The 24,414-nt window shown below is 56.2% G+C and carries 22 protein-coding genes; 9 read left to right on the top strand and 13 right to left on the bottom strand.

The features are described from left to right. Window position 1: 1 nt before the first annotated feature. Genes lysA through argH form a run of 3 tightly spaced genes read right to left on the bottom strand, consistent with a single transcriptional unit; the run spans window position 2 to window position 2,823 of the window. Complete coding sequence (lysA, locus tag V6N04_RS07255) at window positions 2-1,267, bottom strand: diaminopimelate decarboxylase (protein ID WP_371169476.1); 1,266 nt, start codon at window positions 1,265-1,267, stop codon at window positions 2-4. 30 nt (window positions 1,268-1,297) lie between these two features. After that, on the bottom strand, window positions 1,298-1,429 hold the full coding sequence (locus V6N04_RS07250) for a hypothetical protein (protein ID WP_371169475.1): 132 nt from the start codon (window positions 1,427-1,429) through the stop codon (window positions 1,298-1,300). Further along, window positions 1,426-2,823, bottom strand: coding sequence for an argininosuccinate lyase (argH, locus tag V6N04_RS07245; RefSeq protein WP_371169474.1), 1,398 nt, complete (start codon window positions 2,821-2,823; stop codon window positions 1,426-1,428). Before argH ends, V6N04_RS07250 begins: the two co-directional genes overlap by 4 nt. Before the next feature lie 94 nt (window positions 2,824-2,917). Here argH and V6N04_RS07240 point away from each other — a divergent pair, with 94 nt between their 5' ends. Next, window positions 2,918-4,285 carry a lytic murein transglycosylase gene (locus V6N04_RS07240; protein WP_371169473.1) on the top strand — a complete coding sequence of 456 codons (1,368 nt, stop codon included), beginning with the start codon at window positions 2,918-2,920 and terminating at the stop codon, window positions 4,283-4,285. Here the strand turns inward: V6N04_RS07240 and V6N04_RS07235 are convergent. Then, window positions 4,242-4,841 (bottom strand): DNA-3-methyladenine glycosylase I, encoded by a 600-nt coding sequence (locus V6N04_RS07235; protein WP_371169472.1) that lies wholly within the window; start codon window positions 4,839-4,841, stop codon window positions 4,242-4,244. The genes V6N04_RS07240 and V6N04_RS07235 overlap by 44 nt on opposite strands. A gap of 116 nt (window positions 4,842-4,957) precedes the next feature. On the opposite strand from V6N04_RS07235, the gene V6N04_RS07230 reads away from it, so the two are divergent. The 5 genes from V6N04_RS07230 (at window position 4,958) to yddG (ending at window position 10,094) form a co-directional block, all read left to right on the top strand. Continuing rightward, window positions 4,958-5,779 (top strand): EAL domain-containing protein, encoded by an 822-nt coding sequence (locus V6N04_RS07230; RefSeq protein WP_371169471.1) that lies wholly within the window; start codon window positions 4,958-4,960, stop codon window positions 5,777-5,779. Between the two features lie 147 nt (window positions 5,780-5,926). Beyond that, entirely contained in the window at window positions 5,927-7,102 is a 1,176-nt protein-coding gene (locus V6N04_RS07225; protein WP_371169470.1) for an acetyl-CoA C-acetyltransferase, read from the top strand. Between the two features lie 174 nt (window positions 7,103-7,276). Continuing rightward, complete coding sequence (phbB, locus tag V6N04_RS07220; RefSeq protein WP_371169469.1) at window positions 7,277-7,999, top strand: acetoacetyl-CoA reductase; 723 nt, start codon at window positions 7,277-7,279, stop codon at window positions 7,997-7,999. A gap of 281 nt (window positions 8,000-8,280) precedes the next feature. Further along, complete coding sequence (gcvA, locus tag V6N04_RS07215; RefSeq protein WP_371169468.1) at window positions 8,281-9,222, top strand: transcriptional regulator GcvA; 942 nt, start codon at window positions 8,281-8,283, stop codon at window positions 9,220-9,222. Next, on the top strand, window positions 9,219-10,094 hold the full coding sequence (gene yddG, locus V6N04_RS07210; RefSeq protein ID WP_371169467.1) for an aromatic amino acid exporter YddG: 876 nt from the start codon (window positions 9,219-9,221) through the stop codon (window positions 10,092-10,094). The genes gcvA and yddG overlap by 4 nt, the downstream gene beginning before the upstream one ends. A gap of 17 nt (window positions 10,095-10,111) precedes the next feature. Here yddG and V6N04_RS07205 read toward each other — a convergent pair whose 3' ends face one another. From V6N04_RS07205 to V6N04_RS07195, 3 genes are all read right to left on the bottom strand, one after another. Further along, entirely contained in the window at window positions 10,112-10,279 is a 168-nt protein-coding gene (locus V6N04_RS07205) for a YdcH family protein (protein ID WP_371169466.1), read from the bottom strand. Between the two features lie 107 nt (window positions 10,280-10,386). Next, window positions 10,387-11,148: a tRNA1(Val) (adenine(37)-N6)-methyltransferase gene (locus tag V6N04_RS07200; protein ID WP_371169465.1), complete on the bottom strand. Its 762-nt coding sequence runs from the start codon at window positions 11,146-11,148 to the stop codon at window positions 10,387-10,389. Window positions 11,149-11,151: 3 nt separating this feature from the next. Next, window positions 11,152-11,367: a putative signal transducing protein gene (locus V6N04_RS07195; protein WP_371169464.1), complete on the bottom strand. Its 216-nt coding sequence runs from the start codon at window positions 11,365-11,367 to the stop codon at window positions 11,152-11,154. Between the two features lie 71 nt (window positions 11,368-11,438). Between V6N04_RS07195 and V6N04_RS07190 the strand changes: the two genes are divergently transcribed. Further along, window positions 11,439-12,434, top strand: a complete 996-nt coding sequence (locus V6N04_RS07190; RefSeq protein WP_371169463.1) for a polyprenyl synthetase family protein — start codon at window positions 11,439-11,441, stop codon at window positions 12,432-12,434. Here V6N04_RS07190 and V6N04_RS07185 read toward each other — a convergent pair. The 4 genes from V6N04_RS07185 to V6N04_RS07170 form a co-directional block, all read right to left on the bottom strand. Beyond that, window positions 12,427-13,257, bottom strand: coding sequence for a 4-(cytidine 5'-diphospho)-2-C-methyl-D-erythritol kinase (locus V6N04_RS07185; RefSeq protein WP_371169462.1), 831 nt, complete (start codon window positions 13,255-13,257; stop codon window positions 12,427-12,429). The two genes, V6N04_RS07190 and V6N04_RS07185, sit on opposite strands and share 8 nt — an antisense overlap. Continuing rightward, window positions 13,254-14,861: a tetratricopeptide repeat protein gene (locus tag V6N04_RS07180; protein WP_371169461.1), complete on the bottom strand. Its 1,608-nt coding sequence runs from the start codon at window positions 14,859-14,861 to the stop codon at window positions 13,254-13,256. The genes V6N04_RS07185 and V6N04_RS07180 overlap by 4 nt, the downstream gene beginning before the upstream one ends. Window positions 14,862-15,121: 260 nt before the next feature. Continuing rightward, a complete protein-coding gene (locus V6N04_RS07175; protein ID WP_371169460.1) occupies window positions 15,122-16,774 on the bottom strand; it encodes an electron transfer flavoprotein-ubiquinone oxidoreductase in 1,653 nt (550 codons plus the stop codon). Window positions 16,775-16,901: 127 nt separating this feature from the next. Continuing rightward, window positions 16,902-17,885 (bottom strand): phosphatase PAP2 family protein, encoded by a 984-nt coding sequence (locus V6N04_RS07170; RefSeq protein WP_371169459.1) that lies wholly within the window; start codon window positions 17,883-17,885, stop codon window positions 16,902-16,904. Window positions 17,886-17,995: 110 nt separating this feature from the next. Between V6N04_RS07170 and greA the strand changes: the two genes are divergently transcribed. Beyond that, window positions 17,996-18,466, top strand: coding sequence for a transcription elongation factor GreA (gene greA, locus V6N04_RS07165; RefSeq protein ID WP_371169458.1), 471 nt, complete (start codon window positions 17,996-17,998; stop codon window positions 18,464-18,466). A 27-nt stretch (window positions 18,467-18,493) separates the two neighbouring features. Next, the gene (locus tag V6N04_RS07160) at window positions 18,494-19,561 is read left to right on the top strand and encodes a hypothetical protein (protein ID WP_371169457.1); all 1,068 of its coding nucleotides are present in this window, start codon (window positions 18,494-18,496) and stop codon (window positions 19,559-19,561) included. 9 nt (window positions 19,562-19,570) lie between these two features. Here V6N04_RS07160 and V6N04_RS07155 read toward each other — a convergent pair whose 3' ends face one another. Together V6N04_RS07155 and V6N04_RS07150 are read right to left on the bottom strand one after the other, a co-directional pair. Next, window positions 19,571-22,894: an efflux RND transporter permease subunit gene (locus V6N04_RS07155; RefSeq protein WP_371169456.1), complete on the bottom strand. Its 3,324-nt coding sequence runs from the start codon at window positions 22,892-22,894 to the stop codon at window positions 19,571-19,573. Window positions 22,895-22,897: 3 nt separating this feature from the next. After that, a complete protein-coding gene (locus tag V6N04_RS07150) occupies window positions 22,898-24,355 on the bottom strand; it encodes an efflux RND transporter periplasmic adaptor subunit (protein ID WP_371169455.1) in 1,458 nt (485 codons plus the stop codon). Window positions 24,356-24,414: the final 59 nt, after the last annotated feature.

The following is a 24,414-nucleotide window of genomic DNA, read 5'->3' as shown; positions in this document are numbered from 1 at the left end:
ATCACAGCCATGCGGGGATGGTATCGCGTCCAAGCATCTCTTCATAGGTCGGACGGGGTCGGATGACAGCATATTGATCGCCCATCACCAAAACCTCGGGGATCAGGGGGCGAGAATTATACTCGGATGCCATAACCGCGCCGTAGGCACCAGCAGAGCGGAAGGCGATCAGGTCGCTGGGATTGAGAGCGTCCAGATCGCGCCCTTTGGCGAAGGTGTCGCCGGTTTCACAGATTGGGCCGACGATGTCGTAACGCGTCTTTTCTTCGCCGGGTGCGACCTCAGAAACCGGAATGATGTCGTGATGGGCCTCGTACATTGCGGGACGGACCAGATCGTTCATCGCGGCGTCGACGATCAGGAAGTCTTGCCCTTCGCCCTCTTTCACATAGATGACCGAGGTAACCATCAGTCCCGCATTTCCGGAAACCAAACGCCCCGGTTCGATCTCGATCTCGCAGCCCAGATGGCCAACGGTTTCCCTGACCATTTGCCCGTACTCAATCGGCAAGGGCGGGGCATCATTGGAGCGTTCGTAGGGGATGCCCAGACCGCCGCCCAGATCAAGGCGAGTGATGTCGTGACCATCTTCGCGCAGTGCCTCGGTCAACTCCGCGACCTTGGAATAGGCTTCGCGGAATGGGGCCAGCTCGGTCAGCTGTGATCCGATATGTACGTCGATCCCGACGGCTTTCAGACCGGGAAGGGATGCGATTTCCGCATAAACTTCGCGGGCGCGGGCAATTGGGATGCCGAACTTGTTTTCAGATTTCCCGGTCGAGATTTTGGCGTGCGTTTTTGCATCCACATCCGGGTTCACGCGGACGGTGACAGGGGCGATTACGCCCAACTCCGATGCGACCTCGGACAGCACGCGCATCTCGGGTTCGCTTTCAAGATTGAACTGGCGGATGCCGCCGGTCAGGGCCAACCGCATTTCGTCGCGGGTTTTTCCGACGCCTGAAAAGACAATCCGTTCGCCCGGCACACCCGCGGCGATTGCGCGGCGATATTCCCCGCCCGACACCACGTCCATACCGGCGCCCAGATCACCGATCAGTCTCAAAACAGCGAGGTTGGAGTTCGATTTCACTGCGAAACACACAAGATGATCAGCCCAACTTAGCGCTTCGTTGAACAGGCCGATATGGCGCGTCAGCGTCGCGGCAGAGTAAACGTAGAACGGCGTGCCGACCGTTGCGGCAATATCGTTGATCGATACGTCTTCGGCATGCAGAACGCCGTCACGGTAAAGGAAATGGTCCATCTGGGCCTCGTCTGTCGGTAGTGGGAGCGCCTACATGGCGTCGGCTTCTGCGCGGGCTTGTTGTTCTGCAATGTCCTCGGCGCTGCCGGGGCGGATGGGCTCACCGTCGGCGCCACAGGCGGCAAGGCCGAGAAGGGCGATGACCAGAACGGTGCGGATCATGATAATACCTCTTTCCAGCGGGTTATTTGTTTTCGCACTTCCGATGGGGCCGTGCCGCCGTACGACGTGCGCGACGCGACGGAGTTGTGCACGCCTAAGACGCCGAATACATCATTGGTGATCTCGGGATTGACCGATTGCATATCGGCGAGGCTCAGGTCTGGAAGATCGCAGCCCTTGCTCTCGGCCATCGCGACCAGCGAACCGGTTACATGGTGCGCATCGCGAAACGGCATGTTCAGCGTGCGCACGCACCAATCGGCCAAGTCAGTCGCAGTCGAGAAGCCGGAGGACGCGGCGGCCTCTAGGCTTTCGGTGTTTGCGGTCATGTCCGACACCATGCCGGTCATCGCGGCCAATGCCAGCATCAGATTGTCGGCAGCATCAAAGACTTGCTCTTTGTCTTCTTGCATGTCCTTGGAATAGGTCAGCGGAAGCCCCTTCATGACCGTCATCAAGCCGATATTAGCGCCCATGATCCGGCCAATCTTGGCACGGATCAGTTCAGCGGCATCCGGGTTGCGCTTCTGGGGCATGATGGACGATCCTGTGGACCATTTGTCTGACATGCGCACAAATCGGAACTGGGCCGACGACCAAATCACCAGCTCTTCCGCAAACCGGCTAAGGTGCATGGCGCAGATGGTGGCGGAGGACAGGAACTCCAGCGCGAAGTCGCGGTCAGCGACGGCATCCAGAGAGTTTGCGCAAGGACGATCAAAACCCAGAGCCTCTGCCGTCATGTGACGATCAATTGGGAAAGACGTCCCTGCCAATGCCGCAGCGCCGAGCGGGCTTTCGTTCATCCGGGTACGTGCATCACGGAAACGGGACATATCGCGGCCAAACATTTCAACATAGGCCATCATGTGGTGACCCCACGTGACGGGTTGGGCGGTTTGCAGGTGGGTAAAGCCGGGCATCACCCAGTCGGCGCCAGCTTCTGCCTGACCAAGAAGCGCGCGGATCAGGGCCTCTAGCCCGTCAATCGCGACGTCCATTTGGTCGCGTACCCACAGGCGGAAGTCCGTGGCCACTTGGTCGTTACGTGAACGGCCCGTATGCAGGCGTCCAGCGGGTTCGCCCACAACCTCTTTCAGGCGGGCTTCCACGTTCATGTGGATGTCTTCCAGCGCGGTCGAGAAGGCGAATTTTCCGCCCTCAATCTCGGCCAGAACGGTCAACAGCCCTTCGCGGATGACCTTGGCGTCATCCGCGGTAATCACTCCCGTTGCCGCCAACATCGCCGCATGCGCACGCGAGCCTTCGATGTCCTGCTTCGCCATGCGCTGGTCATATCCGATCGAGGCGTTGATCGCCTCCATGATGGCATCCGGACCTGCCGAGAAGCGGCCCCCCCACATGGTATTGGCAGATTTGGTCGTCTCGCTCATCGTGAACCTTTCGCGGCGTCGTTCTTTCAATGTCTGCTATACGCGGCGCGGCGCTTCGGTGCAATTGCCCTGCACAAGGCAATGAAGAGAGCCAATGAAGAAAGCCGATGGGCCAAATGTTGCCGAGCAATTTACTCAGCGTCAGCGCCAGATTGCCGATCCGCGACAGGACACTTTGAGGACCATCAGAACAAGCGTATTGTATGCTTCCGGCGCAAGGGGTGTTGCGTTGGAATATGCTGCAACGGTTGGGGTGTCGACAGGCATGACGTGCGAACTGTATTCACGGCGGCGGGTGGCTGGATTGCTTCTTGCATCAAGCCTAGTACCGCAATTGGCATGGGCAAACGACGGGTTTGACGCCTGGCGCAAGGGCTTTCGCGCCCGAGCGGCGGCAAGAGGCATCCCTGAAAACGCCCTCCGGTCCCTTGATAAGGTGACGTTCCTGCCCAAGGTCGTTCAGTCAGACAAATCCCCGGCCGAGACCAGCCGATCCCTTGGCGACTACCTAGCTTCTGCGGCGTCGCCACAACGGATCAAGGGTGGGCAGGTTGTCATGTCCCGCTATCCAACGCTGCTTGGCCGGATCGAGCAGCGCTACGGCGTTCCGCGCGAAGTTATCGTTGCCATTTGGGGCATGGAAAGCAGCTTTGGCGCTGTCCGTGGTTCCGCCCCGGTCTTATCCACGCTCGCTTCGCTGGCTTATGAAGGCCGCCGCCGCGACCTTTTTGAAGCCGAGCTGATGGCTGCACTAGAGATACTTGCCTCAGGGGACACATCTGTTGGTCGCATGAGGGGCTCGTATGCAGGTGCCATGGGACACACGCAGTTCATGCCAAGCTCGTATCTACAATACGCAGTTGATTTCAACCGCGACGGCCGACGAGACATTTGGGCCGATGATCCAACAGATGCGCTGGCATCGACCGCCGCATATCTGCGCGCAAAAGGCTGGCAGCAGGGTCAGAAATGGGCCGTTGAGGTGAAGCTACCGAAAGGGTTTGATTTGTCGCGGACAGGCCGCGTGTACAGTCGACGGCTACGCTATTGGGCGCAACAGGGCGTAACACACGCGAACGGAGAGACGCTTCGCGGGTCGCAGAAGGGCGCATTGATCCTTCCCGCAGGTCCAACTGGTCCGGTATTCATGATTTTCGACAATTTCCATGTTCTGAAGACCTACAATTATGCCGACAGCTACGTTATCGGCGTTGGCCACCTGTCCGATCGCCTTGCGGGGCAGTCTGCTATTCAGGCCAATTTCCCCGGCGATCCGTGGGGAATGACCAATGAAGAACGACAAGAACTTCAGAAACGGTTGAACGATCTAGGGTTTGGTGCCGGGCGCCCTGATGGGGTGATCGGAGAGATGGGGCGCGCAGCGATTCGATCATACGAAGATGCACGTGGCATTCCAGTCACCGGCGTTCCCAGCCGGGAGTTGCTGGTGGGACTTCGCTAGCCACCTGATCAAATCGAAAACAACCGGTGACATGGTTGTTGAAAAGACCACACGCCTCCATCCATGCATAAACGATGGTTGGTCCGCAGAACTTGAACCCCGCCTTTTTCAGATCCTTGGACATCTGGAGGGTCAAAGCGCTGGATGTGGGAACGTCCGCCAATGAGGTGTAGGCACCTATAAGGGGCTTGCCGTCGACATAGCTCCAAATCCAATCAGCAAAGGCCTGTGACCCACCACGATCCAAGTAGGCCTGCGCATTGCCAATCGTTGCTTCAATCTTTCCGCGATGGCGCACGATACCGGGGTTGTCCAGCAGACGCAGAACATCGGCTTCCTGCCAAGTTGCAATGATCTTGGGATCGAATCCTTCAAATGCCTCTCGAAACGCATCCCGTTTCCTAAGGATGGTAATCCAGCTCAAGCCAGCCTGGAATCCGTCGAGAATGAGCTTTTCCCACAGGGCGCGGCCGTCATATTCAGGTACGCCCCATTCCGTGTCGTGGTAGGCGATATAAAGCGGATCGTCCTCACCGCACCAGGTGCATCTGTGCATGATTAGTTTCTCCCTTGCTCGGATCTCAGTAAAATTCTCATGAAATTGAGTATTTTACTGCTTGTTAGCATATCTGCCGCAAGACTGTCTCTGCGTTGCGACGGAGATATTGGATCATGCAAAGTTTGAAGCGAAACGAAAGCCCGGACACGGCGGTCGCAAGTGATCCGCTGACCGTCGCCGTCGAGTTGCGTGATAGCGAAGCATTGGCGTTGGTCGATTATGCCCTGCGTCACAAGCAGGTTCAGCTTGCCTTCCAGCCTGTGGTCCAAACTGCCAACCCTGATCGAATGGCGTTCTATGAAGGATTGTTGCGCGTGCACGACAGATCGGGTCGGGTGATTCCCGCCGCCAGTTTTATTGATGCAGTTGAAGATACTGAAAAAGGGCGCGTGCTTGATGCGCTAGCTCTGGAAAAAGGGTTGGAGGTATTGGCCGCCGAGCCAAGTGTTCGTCTTGCCATCAACATGTCGGCGCGCTCCATCGGCTATCCCGGTTGGCGGCAAGTACTGGAACGCGGTCTTGCGGATAACCCAACAATTGGTGAACGTCTGATCCTCGAGATTACAGAACGTACAGCGATCACCATGCCTGATTTGGTACAGGTATTCATGAGCGAAATGCAGCAAAAAGGCGTCAGCTTCGCATTGGACGATTTCGGTGCGGGTTACACTTCCTTCAAGTATCTCAAAGACTTCTATTTTGACATCTTGAAAGTCGACGGAGAGTTCATCCGGGGAATACACGCCGACCCCGACAACCAAATACTTGCCGAGGCGATGCTGTCGCTTGCCCGGCATTTTGATATGTTCACCGTTGCCGAGAGCGTCGAAAATCACTTGGACGCTGAATATCTTGCATCGATCGGAGTGGATTGCATGCAAGGCTATTATTTCGGAGCACCAACACTTAACCCTTATTGGCAAAGGGCGGGCTAGCCGGTTCCTCAAAATCCGGATGACCACACGACTTGATTTTCTCTGCGGCGCAGCACAGGATAAGTGCAACCGTGGATCGTGGGTTGCGTATTCCAGCATGAATGCCGCTTCCGCCTGCGACCCCTGATAGGAGGAAAAGGAACAATCATGACCAATGTTGTAATCGTCTCGGCTGGGCGCACCGCTGTCGGTAGTTTTGCTGGCTCATTCGCAAATACGCCCGCTCACGATCTTGGAGCCGCAGTGCTTGAGGGCGTCGTCGCGCGCGCTGGTATCGACAAAAGTGAAGTGAGTGAGACAATTCTTGGTCAGGTTCTGCAAGCCGGGCAGGGGCAAAACCCAGCCCGTCAGGCACATATCAATGCCGGTCTGCCCAAGGAAAGCTCCGCATGGGGCATCAATCAGGTCTGTGGCTCTGGTCTGCGCACAGTGGCGCTTGGCGCACAGCATGTGATGTTGGGTGATGCGGCGATCGTGGCTGCGGGTGGTCAAGAGAACATGTCCCTCAGCCCCCATGTCGCAAATCTACGCGCCGGTCATAAAATGGGTGATATGAAGTTCATCGATTCGATGATCAGAGACGGGCTGTGGGACGCGTTCAACGGTTACCACATGGGCCAAACCGCAGAAAACGTCGCAGAGCAGTGGCAGATCACACGTGATATGCAGGACGAATTTGCAGTTGCATCGCAAAATAAGGCCGAAGCCGCACAAAAGGCGGGTAAATTCGCCGACGAGATCATCCCTTTCACCGTGAAAACCCGCAAGGGCGAGAATGTTGTCGATCAAGACGAGTACATTCGTCACGGTGCGACTATGGAAGCAATGCAAAAGCTGCGCCCCGCCTTCGCCAAAGACGGCTCGGTCACTGCGGCGAATGCATCGGGTATCAATGATGGCGCCGCCGCAGTGCTATTGATGAGCGCTGAAGAAGCCGAAAAACGGGGCCTGGAACCACTTGCCCGAATCGCGTCCTATGCGACGGCTGGTCTGGACCCATCGATTATGGGTGTTGGCCCAATCCATGCGTCGAATAAGGCACTTGAGAAAGCAGGCTGGAAGGCTCAAGATCTGGATCTGGTAGAGGCCAACGAAGCATTTGCGGCTCAGGCCTGTGCTGTGAACAAGGATATGGACTGGAACCCCGAGGTCGTGAACGTGAACGGTGGGGCCATTGCAATTGGCCACCCGATCGGCGCGTCTGGTTGCCGTATCCTGAATACATTGCTGTTCGAGATGAAGCGTCGAGACGCGAAAAAAGGATTGGCGACTTTGTGTATTGGTGGCGGCATGGGCGTTGCCATGTGTCTGGAACGCCCATAAGTTGTACATCGACGGATATGAAAAGGCGCCTTCGGGCGCCTTTTTTGTTAAGAATATGTCATATGCGGCAAATAAACTCTGCAATGCAGAAAATTCTTTGCGCAACAATATTGCGCATCCGGACTAAAATAGGTAACAGAGTTTCGAAGCTTAATTACGAGAACGGAGGACTACATGGCTCGAGTTGCACTGGTCACAGGTGGATCGCGCGGTATTGGCGCGGCGATTTCTAAGGCCCTGAAAGCGGAAGGCTATGACGTGGCCGCGACCTATGCTGGCAATGACGAGAAAGCCGCGGCGTTCTCGGATGAAACCGGCATTAAGACGTACAAATGGAATGTGGCTGATTACGAGGCCTCGAAAGCTGGCTTGTCGCAAGTCGAAGCTGACCTTGGACCGATTGATGTGGTTGTCGCCAATGCGGGCATCACCCGTGATGCGCCTTTCCACAAAATGACCCCTGAACAATGGCAAGAGGTGATCGACACCAACCTGACCGGCGTGTTCAACACAGTTCACCCGATCTGGCCCGGCATGCGGGAACGCAAGTTTGGGCGTATCATCGTGATCAGCTCGATCAACGGTCAGAAGGGCCAATTTGCACAAGTGAACTATGCCGCGACCAAGGCCGGAGACCTTGGGATTGTAAAGTCGCTGGCACAGGAAGGCGCACGGGCCGGCATCACAGCCAACGCTGTCTGCCCCGGTTATATCGCAACGGAAATGGTGATGGCTGTACCGGAGAAAGTGCGCGATTCGATTATTTCGGGTATTCCGGCGGGCCGCCTAGGTGAACCAGAAGAAATTGCGCGCTGCGTGACGTTCTTGGCCTCGGATGACGCTCAATTCATCAACGGCTCGACTATTTCTGCAAATGGCGCACAGTTCTTCGTCTAATCAGGCGGGGCAATTAGATGCGAGGGGCCGCCTGATTAAGGCGGCCTCTTTTCTTTTCGGTCGGGTAAACGCGAAAATCCGGCCAAGAAATTTCGTGAACACAGCAGCTCGCTCCTTGCGCACGCGGATGTATATCAGTCTAAGTTGCTCGTCCGTGGTCGCTGTTTCCAACATAACTGAAGTCCTTACAAGTTATTCTGTTCTGAACAAGATATGTGATGCCAAAGACCATTGTACAAACGAGACTTTCCATGCCTTCAGTATAGTGATACTTAACTGAAATGACTGACCGACTGCCCCCGCTGACCGCACTTCGTGCATTTGACGCCGCTGCGCGGCACATGTCGTTTCAGCGTGCCGCAGCAGAGCTGAATGTGACCCCAGCCGCGCTTTCTTTTCAGATCAAGTCGTTAGAGGACCACTTTGGCGCGCCATTGTTCAAACGTTTGAACAGAGCCGTTGAATTGACCGAAGCTGGCAAAGTGCTTGCGCCCGGAGCTGCCGACGGCTTTGAGGCACTGACCGGCGCATGGCGGGCCGCGTGCCGCAGCATCCAGAGCAATGTTCTGACTGTGACGGCAGGTCCGGCATTCACGGCTAAGTGGCTGGCACCTCGGCTTTTTGCGTTTGCTCAAGCCCACCCCGATATTGAACTTCGGTTCGCCGCTGGACTTCGTTTCGTAGACTTACAAAAGGAAGATGTCGATGTCGCCATCCGTTTTGGATACGGACCGGATGATGGCCTGTTTGCTCAACCATTGGAACAAGAGTGGCTTACGCCGATCATGCTGCCGGAAATTGCCAAGACCATGACTTCTCCTGAAGATCTTTTGGATGCACCGCTTATTCACAATGGCTCTGATGATTTCCTGAAGCCGCACTGTGATTGGCCAGCATGGTTTCGCTTGATGGGGATAGAGACACAACCGCGCATTGCCTCGACGTTCTCTCAGCCGGACCATGCACTGGATGCCGCATTGGCCGGGGCGGGGGTTGTGCTTGGTCGCCGCACTTTTGTAGCTCGATACCTGTCTGAGGGTCGATTGGTCGCGCCGTTCAAAACCGCATTGGCAACGGATGCCAGATTTCGGTTTCTGTGTCGCTTGGGGCAAGAGGATCGTCCAGACATCGCAGCGTTTCGCGCTTGGGTGTTAACTGAAATGCGCAAGACCTCGTCGTGCGTCAACGACATGCAGATCATACCAGTGGAGGCACAAATATGAGCCGCAGAAAAGCAACTTTGGTGGGCTTTGTCGCCGTGCTGTTGTGGGCACTTTTGGCGCTGTTTACTGTTGGCACGGTCCCCGTACCTCCGTTTCAGTTAACCGCGATGGCCTTCACAATTGGGGGAGGGCTCGGACTGATATGGATTATCTGGAGCGGCGAACTTGGGGTGCTGCGCCAAATTTCATGGCGTGTGTATCTGTTTGGCACGTTTGGGCTATTTGGCTATCACGCGCTCTATTTCTCGGCATTGCGCATGGCACCAGCGGCTGAAGCGGGGCTGATTGCCTACCTCTGGCCGCTTCTGATCGTTCTGTTTTCTGGCATGTTGCCGGGTGAGCAGCTTAGGCCATTGCACATTATCGGAGCCCTAGTGTCCTTCGTCGGTGCAGCGCTGATCGTGCTTGGCGGGGCCGAGGGGTTTGACGCGGCCGCACTGCCTGGTTTTGGGCTGGCGCTTCTATGTGCGCTGACGTGGTCTGGGTATTCGGTGTTGTCGCGTCGATTGGGGGATACACCAACTGCTTCGGTCGTCGTATTTTGCGCGGCGACCGCCGTTCTTTCTGCTGTCGCCCATGTTCTCTTTGAAACGACAGCGTGGCCGACGTCGACAATCGGGTGGGGTTCGGTTTTGGCGCTGGGACTTGGACCCGTCGGCGCAGCATTTTATGTGTGGGATATCGGGGTCAAGCGCGGTGACATCCAGCTTCTGGGCGTCGCTAGCTACAGTGCGCCGCTGTTGTCCACGCTGGTCTTAATCGCCGCTGGAGTCGCTGTGGCCAAACCAACACTTTTGCTGGCAGGTTTGCTCATCACAGCGGGGGCATTGATGGCTGCACGGGCCAGTTCGACACAAAGCGCCCACAACTGACCCGATCTGATAGGCCTTTAGGCGGTTGCGAGGCGCTCAATTTCTTCCTTGAGCTGCAGTTTCTGCTTCTTAAGTTCAGAAATCTCATGATCGCTGCTGCCGGGCGCACGTTGTATGGCCTCGACCTTTTCAGAGAGAACCTCGTGTTTCCTCCGCAGCTCCTCAAGATGCGAACTCATGCTCATGGGCGTATCTCCTCTGATGTGATTGAACAGATCAAGTGCACCACAGATTTTTGGGTTTGTCACGAAATCGTTGCAGGAGCGCGTCAGTTTTTCGCGATCAATTTGTCTTACGCCAGCGGCAAAGCGGCGCCGTCGCGCAATATGGCGGCCACCTGTGGAGTGTAATGATCACGGTCGGTCTCGTGTGTCATGCCCTGATGAAGGATCAACGGTGCGGCAAGGCGAAGCGCGCCGCGCGCACCTTTGCGAGCCTGTACAATCACGAGCGATGCGTCGCGATTAATGCGTGGGGACAGGGGCTTCACGATGACGCTTCCGACTCGGTCATCCAGTGCGTTCAAAACAGCCGGCAAGCGCTCTGCCTGCTGGATAATAGTCAGATACCCACGGGGGATAAGCCGTCGGGTGGCTTGGTCGATCCAAGTGGACAAGGGCGTATCTTCGCCCAAAGCTTCCTCGCGCGCAGCATCCGGCGAGGCTGTGCCGCGGTCTCGAAGAAAGTAGGGCGGGTTCATAATAACGTGATCGAAGCTTTCGCTTCGAAGTGATTCCGGCATGTTTGCCAGATCACCATGATGGACTGTCATGGCGATATTGTTGTCGTGTGCATTCTGTCGCGCAAGATCAGCATAAGCCGCCTGCCGCTCCAGCCCTACCAGAGTTAATCCCAGGACGCGTCGGCCCAGGCACAGTGATGCTGCACCGGCGCCGCAGCCAAGCTCTAACACTGAATGTCCTTGTTTTGCTGGTACAGAGGCTGCCAATAGCACGGGATCCACCCCCGCCCGATACCCCAGTTTGGGTTGGGCCAGCGTAAGCTTGCCTCCTAAGAAGGCGTCATATGTTAAGGCTCGGTCGTCGTTGGCCATTGCTTAGCTGTCAAATTCAACGCCATTGTCGCGCAAGATTGCACGCGCGATGAACAGATCCTTCTCGCGCACCATTAGCCGACGGGGTAAAATTCCAATGGAACCTTCCAGCGCGCTCATATGGACGTCCATCGCAAAGCAGTCTATATCCTCGCCCTGAAGCAGGGCTGTGACAAACGGTATCAAAGTTGGGTCTGTTGTTCGAAGAAGCTCTTTCATAATCTCGGACTTAACGGCAGGTCGATTGATTTGTCGACCCGGAAGACAGACAAGTTGACGCGAAGGTGATCATGCTGATCGAAACTGCACATAAACCGCATGAACGGCTGGCCGAACATCTAGTGGCCGAGATGGATGCCGTTAACGTTTTGATTCGTGATCGAATGGCATCAAAAAACGCCCCGCGTATTCCGGAAGTGACAGCGCATTTGGTTGATGCGGGCGGCAAACGGTTACGGCCTATGTTGACGTTGGCGGCGGCAAAGCTGTGTGGCTATCAGGGTCCGTATCACATCCACCTAGCAGCAACGGTTGAGTTTATTCACACCGCGACGCTGTTGCATGATGACGTGGTTGATGAAAGCGGCCAAAGGCGCGGGCGCCCGACAGCAAATCTGCTCTGGGACAACAAGTCCAGCGTTTTGGTCGGTGACTATCTGTTTTCGCGTAGTTTCCAGCTGATGGTCGAAACCGGCAGCTTGCGGGTGCTGGATATCTTGTCCAATGCCTCGGCAACGATAGCCGAAGGCGAGGTGCTGCAACTTACCGCCGCGCAGGATTTAGCAACTGATGAAGCGGTGTATTTGCAAGTTGTGCGTGGGAAAACTGCAGCATTGTTCTCGGCAGCGACCGAGGTGGGCGGTGTGATTGCGGGCGCCAGCGCAGAGCAGGTCAAAGCTCTTTACGATTTTGGCGATGCGTTGGGTGTTTCTTTCCAGATCGTGGATGACCTGCTGGATTTCACTGGTGGCGATGCGATCGGCAAGAATATCGGCGATGATTTCCGCGAACGCAAATTGACGCTTCCGTTGATCAAAGCCATCGCGAAAGCTGATCCCGAAGAACGTGCCTTCTGGTCCCGCACAATCGAGAAGGGACGCCAGCATGATGGCGATCTGGACTATGCGCTTGGTCTTCTGAACAAGCACAACGCGCTTGAAGAAACCCGGGTTGAGGCCATGGCTTGGGCCGACAAGGCCAAGGCCGCATTGACCGTTTTGCCAGACGACCCAATCCGCGAAATGTTGCATGACATCGCGGATTACGTGGTCGCGCGGATCAACTAAGCTTTGTTGGGGTGACCCACCAATTCGGGTTTTGTTCTGCCAACAGTTTTGCGGCGTTTTGCGCTTCAGCTTCTGAACCGAACAACCCGAAACAGGTCGCTCCTGACCCTGACATGCGCGAAAGTCTCACGTTGGGTAGACGCCGGATTGCATCCAGTACGTTTGCGATCACAGGCGATAGGGCGACGGCTGGTGCTTCCAGATCGTTTCTTTGGGCGGCGAGCCATTCCACGAACGCGACGGTTTTCAAGCCCTGAGGAATACGCTTAGGCATCGGCGCATTTGCTTTCTTCGCCAGCTTTCCAAACACCTTGGGGGTCGCGACCTCGACCCCTGGGTTAACCAAGACCGCAAAGAGCGGCGGCAGGCCGGGGCAGGGTGAAACATCGTCGCCAATGCCACGCATGCGTGCCGCTTGTCTTAGCAAACAAACCCGCACATCTGCACCCAGATCTGTTACGCCTGCTGGCAAGCGCGTGTCGCCGGTAATCTCGGACAAGGCCAGAATGGTCGCAGCGGCATCCGAACTGCCGCCTCCGATGCCCGCCGCTGAAGGCAAGTGTTTGGACAGGATAATACGCACCGGAAGGTCAAACAGGCTTGCAGCTTTCGCAACAAGATTTGTGCCATCAGTCGGGACACCTTCAGCGCGCGGGCCAGTAACCTCTAACGACGGCTCGCTTGCGGGCGAGACGGTGATCCGATCACCGACATCGGCAAAGACCACAAGACTGTCCAGAAGGTGGTAGCCGTCTTTGCGTTGACCAGTGACATGTAGCGAGAGATTCACCTTTGCCGGGGCAAAGACCTTGCTGATCGTCATTCGGCGGGCCTTAGGGGCGCTGCCCCCTCTTCTTCCAGAACCACGTCAAGCCCGACCTCTAGTTTGCGGCGCACGCGGTCCGGGTTCATCTCTTCTAGGTCCGTGTCATCGGTAATGAAGCTCAAGGCACGGCGCCACTGAAACTCGGCCTCGCGTTTGCGTCCGACGGCCCAATAGGTGTCGCCCAAATGATCGTTCAAGATGGGCTCAATGGGGATTAATTCCACGGCGCGCTCCATTTGAACAACCGCCTCCTCATAGCGTCCGGTGCGGAAAAAACCCCAACCAAGACTGTCGACGATGGCACCACTGTTGGGACGGGCTGCAACTGCGCGTTCGATCATTCCGAGCGCTTCGTCGAAATTGATGCCTTTCTCAAGATAGGTGTAGCCAAGATAGTTCAGCACACTTGGCTCTTCTGGGCTAAGTTCCAACGCCTTTCGGAAGTCCTTTTCTGCGGCTGGCCAGTCGTCGGTTTTCGACAGCGCAATCGCGCGCTGAAAATAGGTGCGCCACTGGCCGGGCAGGTCTTCGGTGAAGCCCTCAATGGCTAGATCGTAAGCTGCACGAGCATTGTCGAATTGCTGTTGCTGCATATAGGTGTCGCCAAGCGCGACACGGAACCGCAAGGTTTCCGGGAATTTCTCGGCCAGCGCGTTCAACTCGGCGATCGCCTCATCAAACTGTTCAGACCGCCGCAAAACATCGGTCCGCCCCAACGCGGCCTGCTGATAGATCAGGCTGTCTTCGGGGATCTTTCCATAGGTTTCGACCGACAGATCATAAAGTGACATCTGTTCAAGCAACTGCGCCGACAATAGCAACGCTGCTGGGTAGTCTGGGTCCAGATGCTCGGCCAGCCGACTAAACAGAAGTGCGATGGTAGGGTCTGGACCGTTTACGCGCGTTTCCGCCACGAAATAAAGAAGCTCGGCGATCCCGTCCTTGTATGACGTAATACCCGTAAAGGGCAGCACCTCACCGGCTTCTAGCTGCGCTTTCATGGTGTCGACCTCGGGGTCGACCTGTCCGGTATCATGAGTTTCCAGAAGTGCTAGGGCGTCGTCATGCCGATCCAGCTGGCTTAGCACCTGTGCGTAGGACAAGATGCCCAAGCGGTTTAGATGCAGCGGACCGTCTTCGCCCCCAAAAATGTGCGCCGCCCCTTCAAAATCGCCCGCATTTGCCAACGCCAACGCCTTTTGAAATTGGGCAAAGGGCTTGGTGCCTTCATCCTCGGACAGCGTGTCAAACACAGCAATTGCATCCGACATCTGCCCTTGCGCGAGGTTAACCCAGGCCTGAACCATCTGATCGACAACCCCGCCGAACGAAGCACCGTTTTCCATCAACTTGGATGCCTCGTCCCAGTTTTCCTGGGTAAGTGCATCGCTGAGCAAGGTCAGCCCGGCAAGCTGGTTACCATCGTCGACAGACGACAAGCGTCGCGCGAATGGCAGAGCCTTGTCGACCTCACCCAAAGCCGTATGTGCAACTAACAGACTCTCCAAAAGGTTTGAGTCGTCGGGATTATCAGAAAGTGCACGAGGGCCAAATTTAACAACACTACTGAAGTCGCGTGCTAGTTCGGCTTGCCGGGTCATCAGATATGATCCCGAAGCATTGTCTGCTTGAGACGGAAAAGGAGTGCTGATCGCAAGAACGCCAGCCGTCATCAAAGCGAACGCAATGTGACGAGGCTTGAGGTTGGTTTGGGGCAATGTCAGGGGCAACGCTTGCAACTTTCTTTTTGATGGCCCCGCATTTGGGGGTGATGTCTTGGAACCTAGTCGGCGTGTGCGCTGAAAACAATGAGGGGCGGCACATGGCCACCCCTCTTTGTCGAAAAATTGATCTGCTGCGATCACATATTCGGATAGTTCGGCCCATCGCCACCCTGAGGGACCGTCCAAGTAATGTTCTGGCTTGGATCCTTGATATCGCAGGTTTTGCAGTGAACGCAGTTCTGGAAGTTGATGACAAAGCGTGGGTCCTTGCCTTCTTCCTCTACCACCTCATAGACGCCTGCGGGGCAGTAACGCTGTGCGGGCTCCGCGAATTCAGGCAAGTTGACGCTGATCGGGATGTTCGGGTCGGTCAGTTTCAAATGGCAAGGCTGGCTTTCTTCGTGGTTCGTGGCCGCGAAGCTAACGTTAGTCAAACGGTCAAAACTGATTTTTCCATCCGGTTTGGGATAGTCAATAACCGGATAGTCAGAGGCCTTGCCAGTTGCTTGTGCGTCGTTCTTGCCGTGTTTTACGGTGCCAAACGGTGAGAACTTGAGCAGCGACTGCACCCACATATCAAACCCGCCCAGCATCAATGATGCGGTCAAACCAAACTTGGACCAAAGCGGTTTTACGTTGCGTACTTTCTTAAGGTCATTAGCGACCTCGCCCGTGCGCAGTTCTTCTTCATAGTCGGCCAATTCGTCGCCCGAGCGGTCGGCGGCAATGGCCTTCACAGCGGCATCCGCCGCCGCGATGCCCGACAGCATGGCGTTGTGGTTGCCCTTAATGCGCGGGACGTTGACCAGCCCGACAGAACATCCCAAAAGCGCACCACCAGGGAACGAGGCCTTCGGCATTGACTGGTAGCCACCCTCGGAAATCGCGCGCGCGCCATAGGCTACACGTTTACCGCCCTCCAAAAGCTTCGCGATCTCTGGGTGATGCTTGAAGCGTTGGAACTCCATATAGGGGTAAAGGTGTGGGTTTTTGTAGTTCAGGTGAACCACAAAACCGACATAAACTTGATTGTTTTCAAGGTGGTATATGAATGATCCGCCGCCTGCGTTGCTGCCCAACGGCCAACCCATCGTGTGCGTTACGGTGCCTTCATGGTGCTTGTCTGGGTCGATCTCCCAGATCTCTTTCATGCCAAGACCAAACTTCGGCGCATCGCGTCCGGCTTGCAGATCGTACTTGCCGATGATCTCTTTTGCCAGCGATCCGCGTACTCCTTCCGAGATGAAGACGTACTTGCCGTGCAACTCCATGCCGGGTTCGGTGTTCGGCCCGTAGGATCCGTCTTGCTCAAGCCCAAAGACACCGGCGACGACGCCTTTGACTTCGCCATTCTCGCCATAGACAAGTTCAGAACAGGCCATGCCGGGGAAGATTTCGACGCCCAACTCTTCGGCCTGTTCGGCCATCCAGCGGCACACATTCGCCATCGAGACGATATAGTTGCCGTGGTTGTTCATCAGGCGCGGCATCGGCCAGTTGGGAATGCGCAAATGACCAGCCGGTCCGAGTACAAGGAAGTTGTCTTTCTTCACAGGCACATTGATCGGCGCGCCTTTATCCTTCCAGTCTGGGATAAGTTTGTCCAAGCCAGACGTGTCCAGAACTGCACCTGACAGGATATGCGCCCCAACTTCCGAGCCTTTTTCGAGCACGACCACATTCAGATCGGCGTTTTGCTGTTTCAAACGAATGGCAGCCGACAGGCCAGCTGGGCCAGCGCCCACGATGACCACATCGTATTCCATGCTTTCGCGTTCAATGTCGCTCATATTCTTTTCCCCGGATGATCCGTTTCGCAAGATCGTTAGCTTGGCATATCCGGCGGGTCAATCAGGACACTGCGTTACATGCGGCCAATCGGGCGTTTTTTCAGCCTTGGCAGCCATGTTTGCGCTGTCATTGTGTAACAATGGCTTCGGTGTTCTTGGAAGCCAATGACCGCACAGCACGGCGACGCAAATATATCCAGTACAACCAAATCAATAGAATCGAGAAATACCCGTCGATGGCGTAGTGCCACCCTTGATAGACGGAGAGAAACTGAAAAATCGCAACAACTATGATGGACGGTATAAGAAGCAGCCGGTGCCTTTCATACATGTAGAGGGCAAACACGGTAGCCATTCCAACATGAACGGACGGGAAAGCGGATATACCGGATCCTATCTTTTGTGCACCACTCTCGTAGGCGTCCCAAAGATGGTTCATTAAATTGCCGATGGCACCAGTGGTGATTCCCGCCCCGTCTAGAGTTTGGATCATAGGTGCGAATAAATTCGTGTCGTATAAACGATCATAATACACCGGGCCTGCGGACATAAAGGCAAGCGCCCATACGTTCCCCAATCCGATCCATGCCACAAAATACAGGATCGTGAACCGTCGGAAACGCGTACAGTCGCTATCAAACATAATGATCAGAACGGGTAAATACATTGCGGGCAAGAGCCACCAGCTAAAATATACTTGGCCAAGCAGGTTAACTGGTATGTGCGGCGTGAGCGCATGGGTGATCCGCCATGGATCAATGCCGAAATGCATCAGATGGTCCACGTCGGCTATCATCGGATCGGCCCAGAATGGCACGATCATCGGCAAGGTCGTTTTTATCATTGTGAAGAACACAAAGAAGGCCGAACATGCAAATGCGCCCAGTACCGCATGGGAAATACGCCTTAAGAAAAGCTGTCGTCGTTTAAAAAAAGCGAAAATCAGAAAAACTGGCACTAACCACCACCCGAGAACTAAGAACCCCTTCAGGCCGTGCGGGATCGTGGCGATCATTTCACCGATCAACGAAATCGGATTGTCTCGGAACACAAGAATAATCAGACCGCCGATTATCAAATAGGCAAACGTCGTTGTCAGGAACAATCGCATTGCAAACCGCTCGATTTTGCTTTTCTTTTGACGTCAAACTAGCGCCGGACCGGTGCAATGCCTATACATTTCCTGAATACGAACTCGCCGAATAGGACCAGTAATACTCGATGGACAAGATACCGCTGACGCGCGCGGGGCATACTGCGCTGAATGACGAACTGAAAACTCTCAAGTCTGAGGAACGCCCGGCGATTATCCGCGCGATCGCGGAAGCCCGCGAACATGGCGATTTGTCCGAGAATGCTGAATATCACTCGGCCCGCGAAAAGCAGAGTTTTATCGAGGGACGTATCAAAGAGCTTGAGGGTGTGTTGTCTTTGGCAGAGGTGATCGATCCAGCCAATCTTTCGGGAACCGTCAAGTTTTCGGCGACCGTCTCGATTGTGGATGAGGATACGGACGAAGAAAAAACCTATCAGATTGTCGGTGAACCCGAGGCAGATATTGAGAATGGAAAGCTCAATATCAAATCTCCACTTGCCCGCGCACTGATTGGCAAGGAAGAAGGCGACAGCGTCGAAGTGCGCACGCCTGGTGGTGAGAAGGCCTACGAAATCCTCAAGATTGAATGGATCTGACCTGACCGTCAGACGCGAGAGGAACACATGAGCGAAGATCAGAAACGTGGCGTTGCCAGTTTAGGAACGGGGCGCTTAAACGCGCTGAATTCCCAGGTGCCGTCACTGAGCGCTGGCGAAGTGATTGGATTGCTTCTGTCGGGCCTCTGGCTTGCGGGCTGCATTCTGTTCTTCATGGTTCTGGGATTTGGCAGTGCGGATGGTCAAGGCCTGTCCGGCCCGCTTCAGTTTTTGATGACTTTAGTGGCGGTGATCATGCCAGTTGCGGTGATCTGGGTCGCCGTCGCGGCACTTAGATCGGCCCGGATCATGCGCGATGAAAGTGCGCGGCTCAGCGTAGCAATCGATGCGATGCGATCTGCTTATATTCAGCAGCAGCAGGGATTTACCGGAACCACAGCGCAAGCTTCGAAGGTCGAGCAGAAGCTGGATGAAATCGCGCAGGTCAGCCGAAAAACCGAAAGCGCTCTGGCGACGTTCACGTCGATCAGGCCGGGCATGCCCAGCTTGACAAATCCGACGCCTCAAAATCCAAGTCCCGCCATACAATCCGAGCCGAGCGATGCTCCCGCAGCCGATCAAACCAGTCTGGCATTGGGCACGCCGCTTGAAGATATGGCTCCGCCGTTGTCTGTCGAGGATTTCGTCCGCGCGCTGCATTTTCCCGAAACCGCCGATGATGCCGAGGGGTTCCGCGCGCTTCGACGGGCCTTGGACGACCGGCAGGTGGCGGGGCTGGTTCAGGCGTCGCAAGACGTTTTGACCTTGCTGTCACAAGACGGGATCTACATGGACGATTTGCGCCCCGATCGCGCCCGACCCGAGATCTGGCGAAAATTCGCTGCCGGAGAGCGTGGTCGCAGTGTGGCTGCGCTGGGGGGCGTGCGCGATCGTTCATCGCTGGCGCTGAGTGCAGGTCGAATGCGGCAGGACCCGATTTTTCGGGATGCCGCCCATCACTTCCTTCGCAAGTTTGACCAGACATTCGCTGGGTTCGAAAAAAATGCGTCTGACGCCGATATTGCTGCGTTGGCGGATACAAGGACCGCGCGGGCATTCATGCTGCTTGGGCGTGTGACCGGGACGTTTGACTAGGTCGATACGCTATCGGCCGCGATGCAAACCCATTGCGCCAACCGCGTAGCTTCCGACCGATATTACACCGCTGATCATCACAAACCGGGCAATGGATTGTGCGTTAAGGCCCCATGCTGCAATGCTTGCTGCGAATGCGATGCTGATCATCAATGTAGTGGTCGCCATCAACAACATTGTGGGGCGTAGGGCCGCGCGCTCGCGCCCGCCCCAAACGCGCTTCAGTGCGCGTAACATCCGGCCGAAATCGGCTTGAATGGCGACCAAAGACGGCACCACCAGCAACACCAGAAGCATTCCGAATGCCAAGCCATAGGTCAGCGTGATGACCGTTGGTTTCAAAAACTGGGCTTGGCGAGATTGCTCGTAGAGCAGGGGCATAAGGCCAAGAACGGTGGTCATCGTTGTCAACATGACGGGTCGCAACCGGTCCGCGGCCCCATCAATGATAGCGGGTACCAATCCGCGTTCGCGTGCGTATTCGTCAATCGTCGTGACCAACACAATTGAATCATTGATGATGATTCCCGTCATTCCAATTAACCCCACAACCGAGAACATGGACAGCGGCACATCCCATTGTACGTGTCCGTAGATAGCACCGACCAACCCAAAGGGGATGATAGCCATCACCACCAAAGGTCGTGACCAGCTAGAGAATATCCACGCAAGCGTTAGGAAGATGCTCAAAAGGACAAGGATCAGCCCGGTTTGCGCGTCGGCCAGAAAGGACTGCTGTTGTTCGGCCAGCCCGCCGATCTGATATGCGATGCCAAATTCTTGTGCCAGTTCAGGTAATATCTCGGCTTCGATCGTGCGTTGGATTTCTTCGGCGCGGGCTGCATCTCCCTCATCGATATCGCCGGTGACATTGACCAAACGGATGCCGTTTTCGCGCTGTACGCTTGCGAAGCCGGTGCGAGACGAAACCGACACCAGATCGGCAAGGCTGGCATAGGCGCCCGTACTGGTGCGCAATTGGGTACGTTCCAAGAAGTCCGAGGTCAGCTCGTCCGGCGGAAGTTCTACCCGGATTTCTGCCGAGCGGGTGCCGTCGGGATAGCTCGCGGCTTCGATCCCGTTCAGACGGTTACGCAAGACGCGCCCCAGATCCTCGATGGAGAACCCTAGGGCCTGACCTTGGGCAGTTAGATCAAGGATCAGCTCTTCCTTGTCATAGGTTAGGCTGTCTTCTAGTGCCGAGATTTCGGGGAATGCAGCCAACTTTGTCTGGAATGCCTCTGACGCGGCCTTCAATTGCTCGGATGTCGCGCCATAAAGTTCGACATCCAAGCTGTCACCGCCGGGTCCGAACCGGTTGCCGCGAAAGGACAGAACCTCAAGCCGGGGGTGATTGTCCACTGCATCCTGGAGGGCACCGACGAAGGCAAAGGCGCTGTAAGGGCGCAGGTCTGCATCTATCAGCTCGACCGAAACAGAACCGAGCAGGTCGTTGTCTTTGGTCTCGGCCCCGGCCAACCCACGTCCGGCATTCCCACCGATCTGAGATAATGCGTGGACGACGGGATTGCGGCCATGCTCGGCCTCAAACTCCGCCGCCGTTTCCTCAACCGCCCGTTGGACAAGGCGCATCATTTCGAATGTATCTTCTTTAGTCGCCCCCGAGACCATTGCGAAATTGCCTGTCACCGATGACCGCTCTGGTGCGTTGAAGAAGCGAAATGTCAAATCGCCGCGGATAAAGATAGATGCCTGACTTGCTAGGATCAAAAGTGTCAGCGCGATTACCGGGTAACGTGCCCTGATCACCAGACCCATGAACGGACGGAAGGCCTTGTCACGGACCAATCGAAACCCTCGGTTAACCTGTCGCGACGGCCAGTCATACCAGTGTTCCTTGGCCGTATGTTTCAATGCATGGGCCATGTGGTGGGGCAGAATCAGGAAACATTCGACCAATGACGCGGCCAACACGACGATCACGGTAAAGGGAATGTCCGCGATCAAATCGCCAAACCGCCCGCCAATAGCGGTTAGGCCGAAAAAAGCGATGATTGTGGTCAAGGTTGCAGAAAAAACCGGTGGAAACATGCGTTTTGCGGCGTTTTCGGCGGCCTCGACCGGGCTTTCGCCCAATCGGCGGGCGCGGAAATCTGCGTGCTCTCCGACCACGATAGCGTCGTCAACGACAATCCCCAGCGTAATGATCAGCGCAAAAAGGGATACCATGTTGATCGTCAGGCCCGACATATACATCAGGAATATTGCGGTTGTCATAGCAACGGGAATACCGGCGGCCACCCAAAACGCGGTGCGGGCATTCAAGAAGAGGAACAGTAGCAGCGATACAAGCGCCAGCCCTTGCAAACCGTTCTTCATCAGCATCTGGAGTCTGGCGGTGATCAGTTCGGACCGGGTGCGAACAAGATCAATCTCAACGCCGGCGGGCAAGGTTTGCAGAAGTTCGGTGCGAACCTCTTCGACGATCTCTTGCATCTGAATCGCATCACCACGCGCCGAACGGGATACGTTTAAAGCAATCGCGGGATCATCTCCGACGAAGTATGACCGGTCGCGATCGACGCCATCGACCCGGACCTGTGCCACATCACCCACTTGAAGCTTCGACCCATCAGCGTTCGATCTGATCACGATGGCCTCGATCTGATCGGCGCTGCGTTTTGCGATCCCAGTGCGGACCCGTGCTGCACCCGAGGCGACGTCTCCAGCAGGGTCGGTGGTGACCTCGCCTGCTATGGCCGCGGCGATCTCGGACATGGTGACATCATGTTCAATCAGCGACAGGGATGTGACTTCGACAATAGTTTGCGGGGCGACGAAGCCCCGGATGCCGGTTCGTGTCACGCCGCGTTCAAACAGGCGCACGATCATCTCGTCCGCGAAGCGTCCCAATTGCTCAACCCCAACGGGGCCAGAGATCACGACGTCAGTCACGCTGTCGCGCCATGCGCCGCGTCGGACCTGCGGGGTGTCGGCGTCTTCTGGAAGGTCTGACAACTCGTCGACTGCCGTTTGCACATCATCGGCTGCGCGAGCGACGTCCCAATCTGGTTCGAATTCTATGGTGATGTTCGCGCGTCCTTCGAAGGCGCGCGAGCTGACGCTTTCGACGCCTTCCACGGCCAGCAAGACTGGCTCCATGATCTGGACAATGGCCGCGTCAACGTCTTCGGCTCCCGCGCCCTGCCACGACGTCGAGACTGAGACGCTTTCGACCACCACATCGGGAAAGAACTGCGCGCGCATCTTGGGGTAGGCCAGCAGGCCGAGCGCGACCAAGATTACCAAAAGTAAATTGGCGACCGTCGCGTGCCGGGTGAAATAGGACAAGATATTTGACCCGCGCACCATCGGTCAGTTGCCCATGCGCTTTTCAAGCCGGTCAAGCGTATCGGCGGGCAGTTTGCCGTCGTCAAGCTGGCTTAGGATGCGGTTGCGGGCGGCATCCGGCATTCGTTTGTTGCCTTCAACAAAGCTGCGCAAGGCAGCGATGCGGGTTGGCGTAAGCGTGATCAGTTCGGCCTGCGGTTCTGGCGTGACAACGCCTTCACGCACGGGCTTGATACGAATTCCGCCGCCCAGAGCAGGGTTGCGTTCGGCAATAACCTCGCGCCCTTCCAGACCCAAGGCATCGACGATCACGTCATTTCCCTGACGGCGCAGCAATTTGACCTGTGTTGATTCCAGTCGGTCCTCTGGACCAAGAACCAACACCTCACTTTGTGCATTTAGTGCGGATGCCGGCAGTAAGACGACATTGTTCAGAACCGGTTCGGCGACCTCGACCGTTACGAAATCACCGGGGCGCATTCCCGCCGCAGGGGCGAGCGAGGCAAAAAGCTGGCGCCCGGTCAGGCCTTCCCCAACGGCGGCACTTTCGCGGTCGATGCGCCCCTCTGAGGTCAGGTTTACACCGTTGGCATCCAGCCTCACGTTGACAGTGGTATTCGTTAGATCGCCAGTGTCGTTCAGGAGCCTGGCATATTGCGCGGCTGAGATACGGAAAGCCACCTCGAGCGCTGATGGATCGACGATCCTGCCAAGTTTTTCATTGGCGGTCACGATGCCGCCACGCAGAACTGAAACTTCTGAAAGTGTTCCGTCGATCTCGGCGATAATCCGTGTCTCGTCCAGTCGAAGCTGGGCCTCATCTAACCCAATCTCACGGCGGGTTAGGGTGGCCTCGGCCGTGGCGACGCGTGCTTGCGCTGCAATCACAGCCTGTCGTTTGGACAGCACCGCCTGTTGGGCAGAGGATGCGGCCAGCGCAGCGGTTTCCACTGCGGCGGTGGTGCCAACGCTGCGCGATACTAAGTCGCGTTGACGGGTCAGAGCAGCTTCGCGTAGGTCAGCTTGGCGGCGGGCATTCTCCAGATCGTCCTGCGCCAGATCGAGAGCTGCAGCGGCATCGCGCAACTCTGCCTGCGCTTGTGTGAAATCGGTCTGGGCTAGACGCAGGCTTCGTTCAAAGTCAGTTGGATCGATGCGCAACAAAAGATCGCCAGCCGACACCACGCCCCCGGTTTCGAAATTCGGAGCGATCTCGACCACCGTTCCGCCCGTCAGTGTCCGAATATCGAGCGCGCGGCGCGATGACAGTTCGCCAAATGTGGTCAAAACCGGTGTCAGGGTTTGCTGTGATACCTTGATGACATTGGCCGAAAACATGCGCTCGCGTGCTGTCGGCTGGGCATTGTCACGCTCGGCCCGTGCTTTGAAGGCAGAATTAACCATACCAGCGGCCATGGCCAACAACCCTAGGGTCGTTGCCAGCAGGAAAAGCCCAGTCAGGCTGCGGCCAAGAAATCGCATTTAGGTTCTCCGCATCGCACTGTCGCATCCTGTCCTGCAACGGGAACACAACGCAAGGG

The sequence above is a fragment of the Aliiroseovarius conchicola genome (assembly GCF_041403445.1).
Classification (GTDB): domain Bacteria; phylum Pseudomonadota; class Alphaproteobacteria; order Rhodobacterales; family Rhodobacteraceae; genus Aliiroseovarius; species Aliiroseovarius conchicola.
The sequence above is the reverse complement of the archived record's forward strand: the minus strand, read 5'-3'. Positions and strand labels throughout refer to the sequence as shown.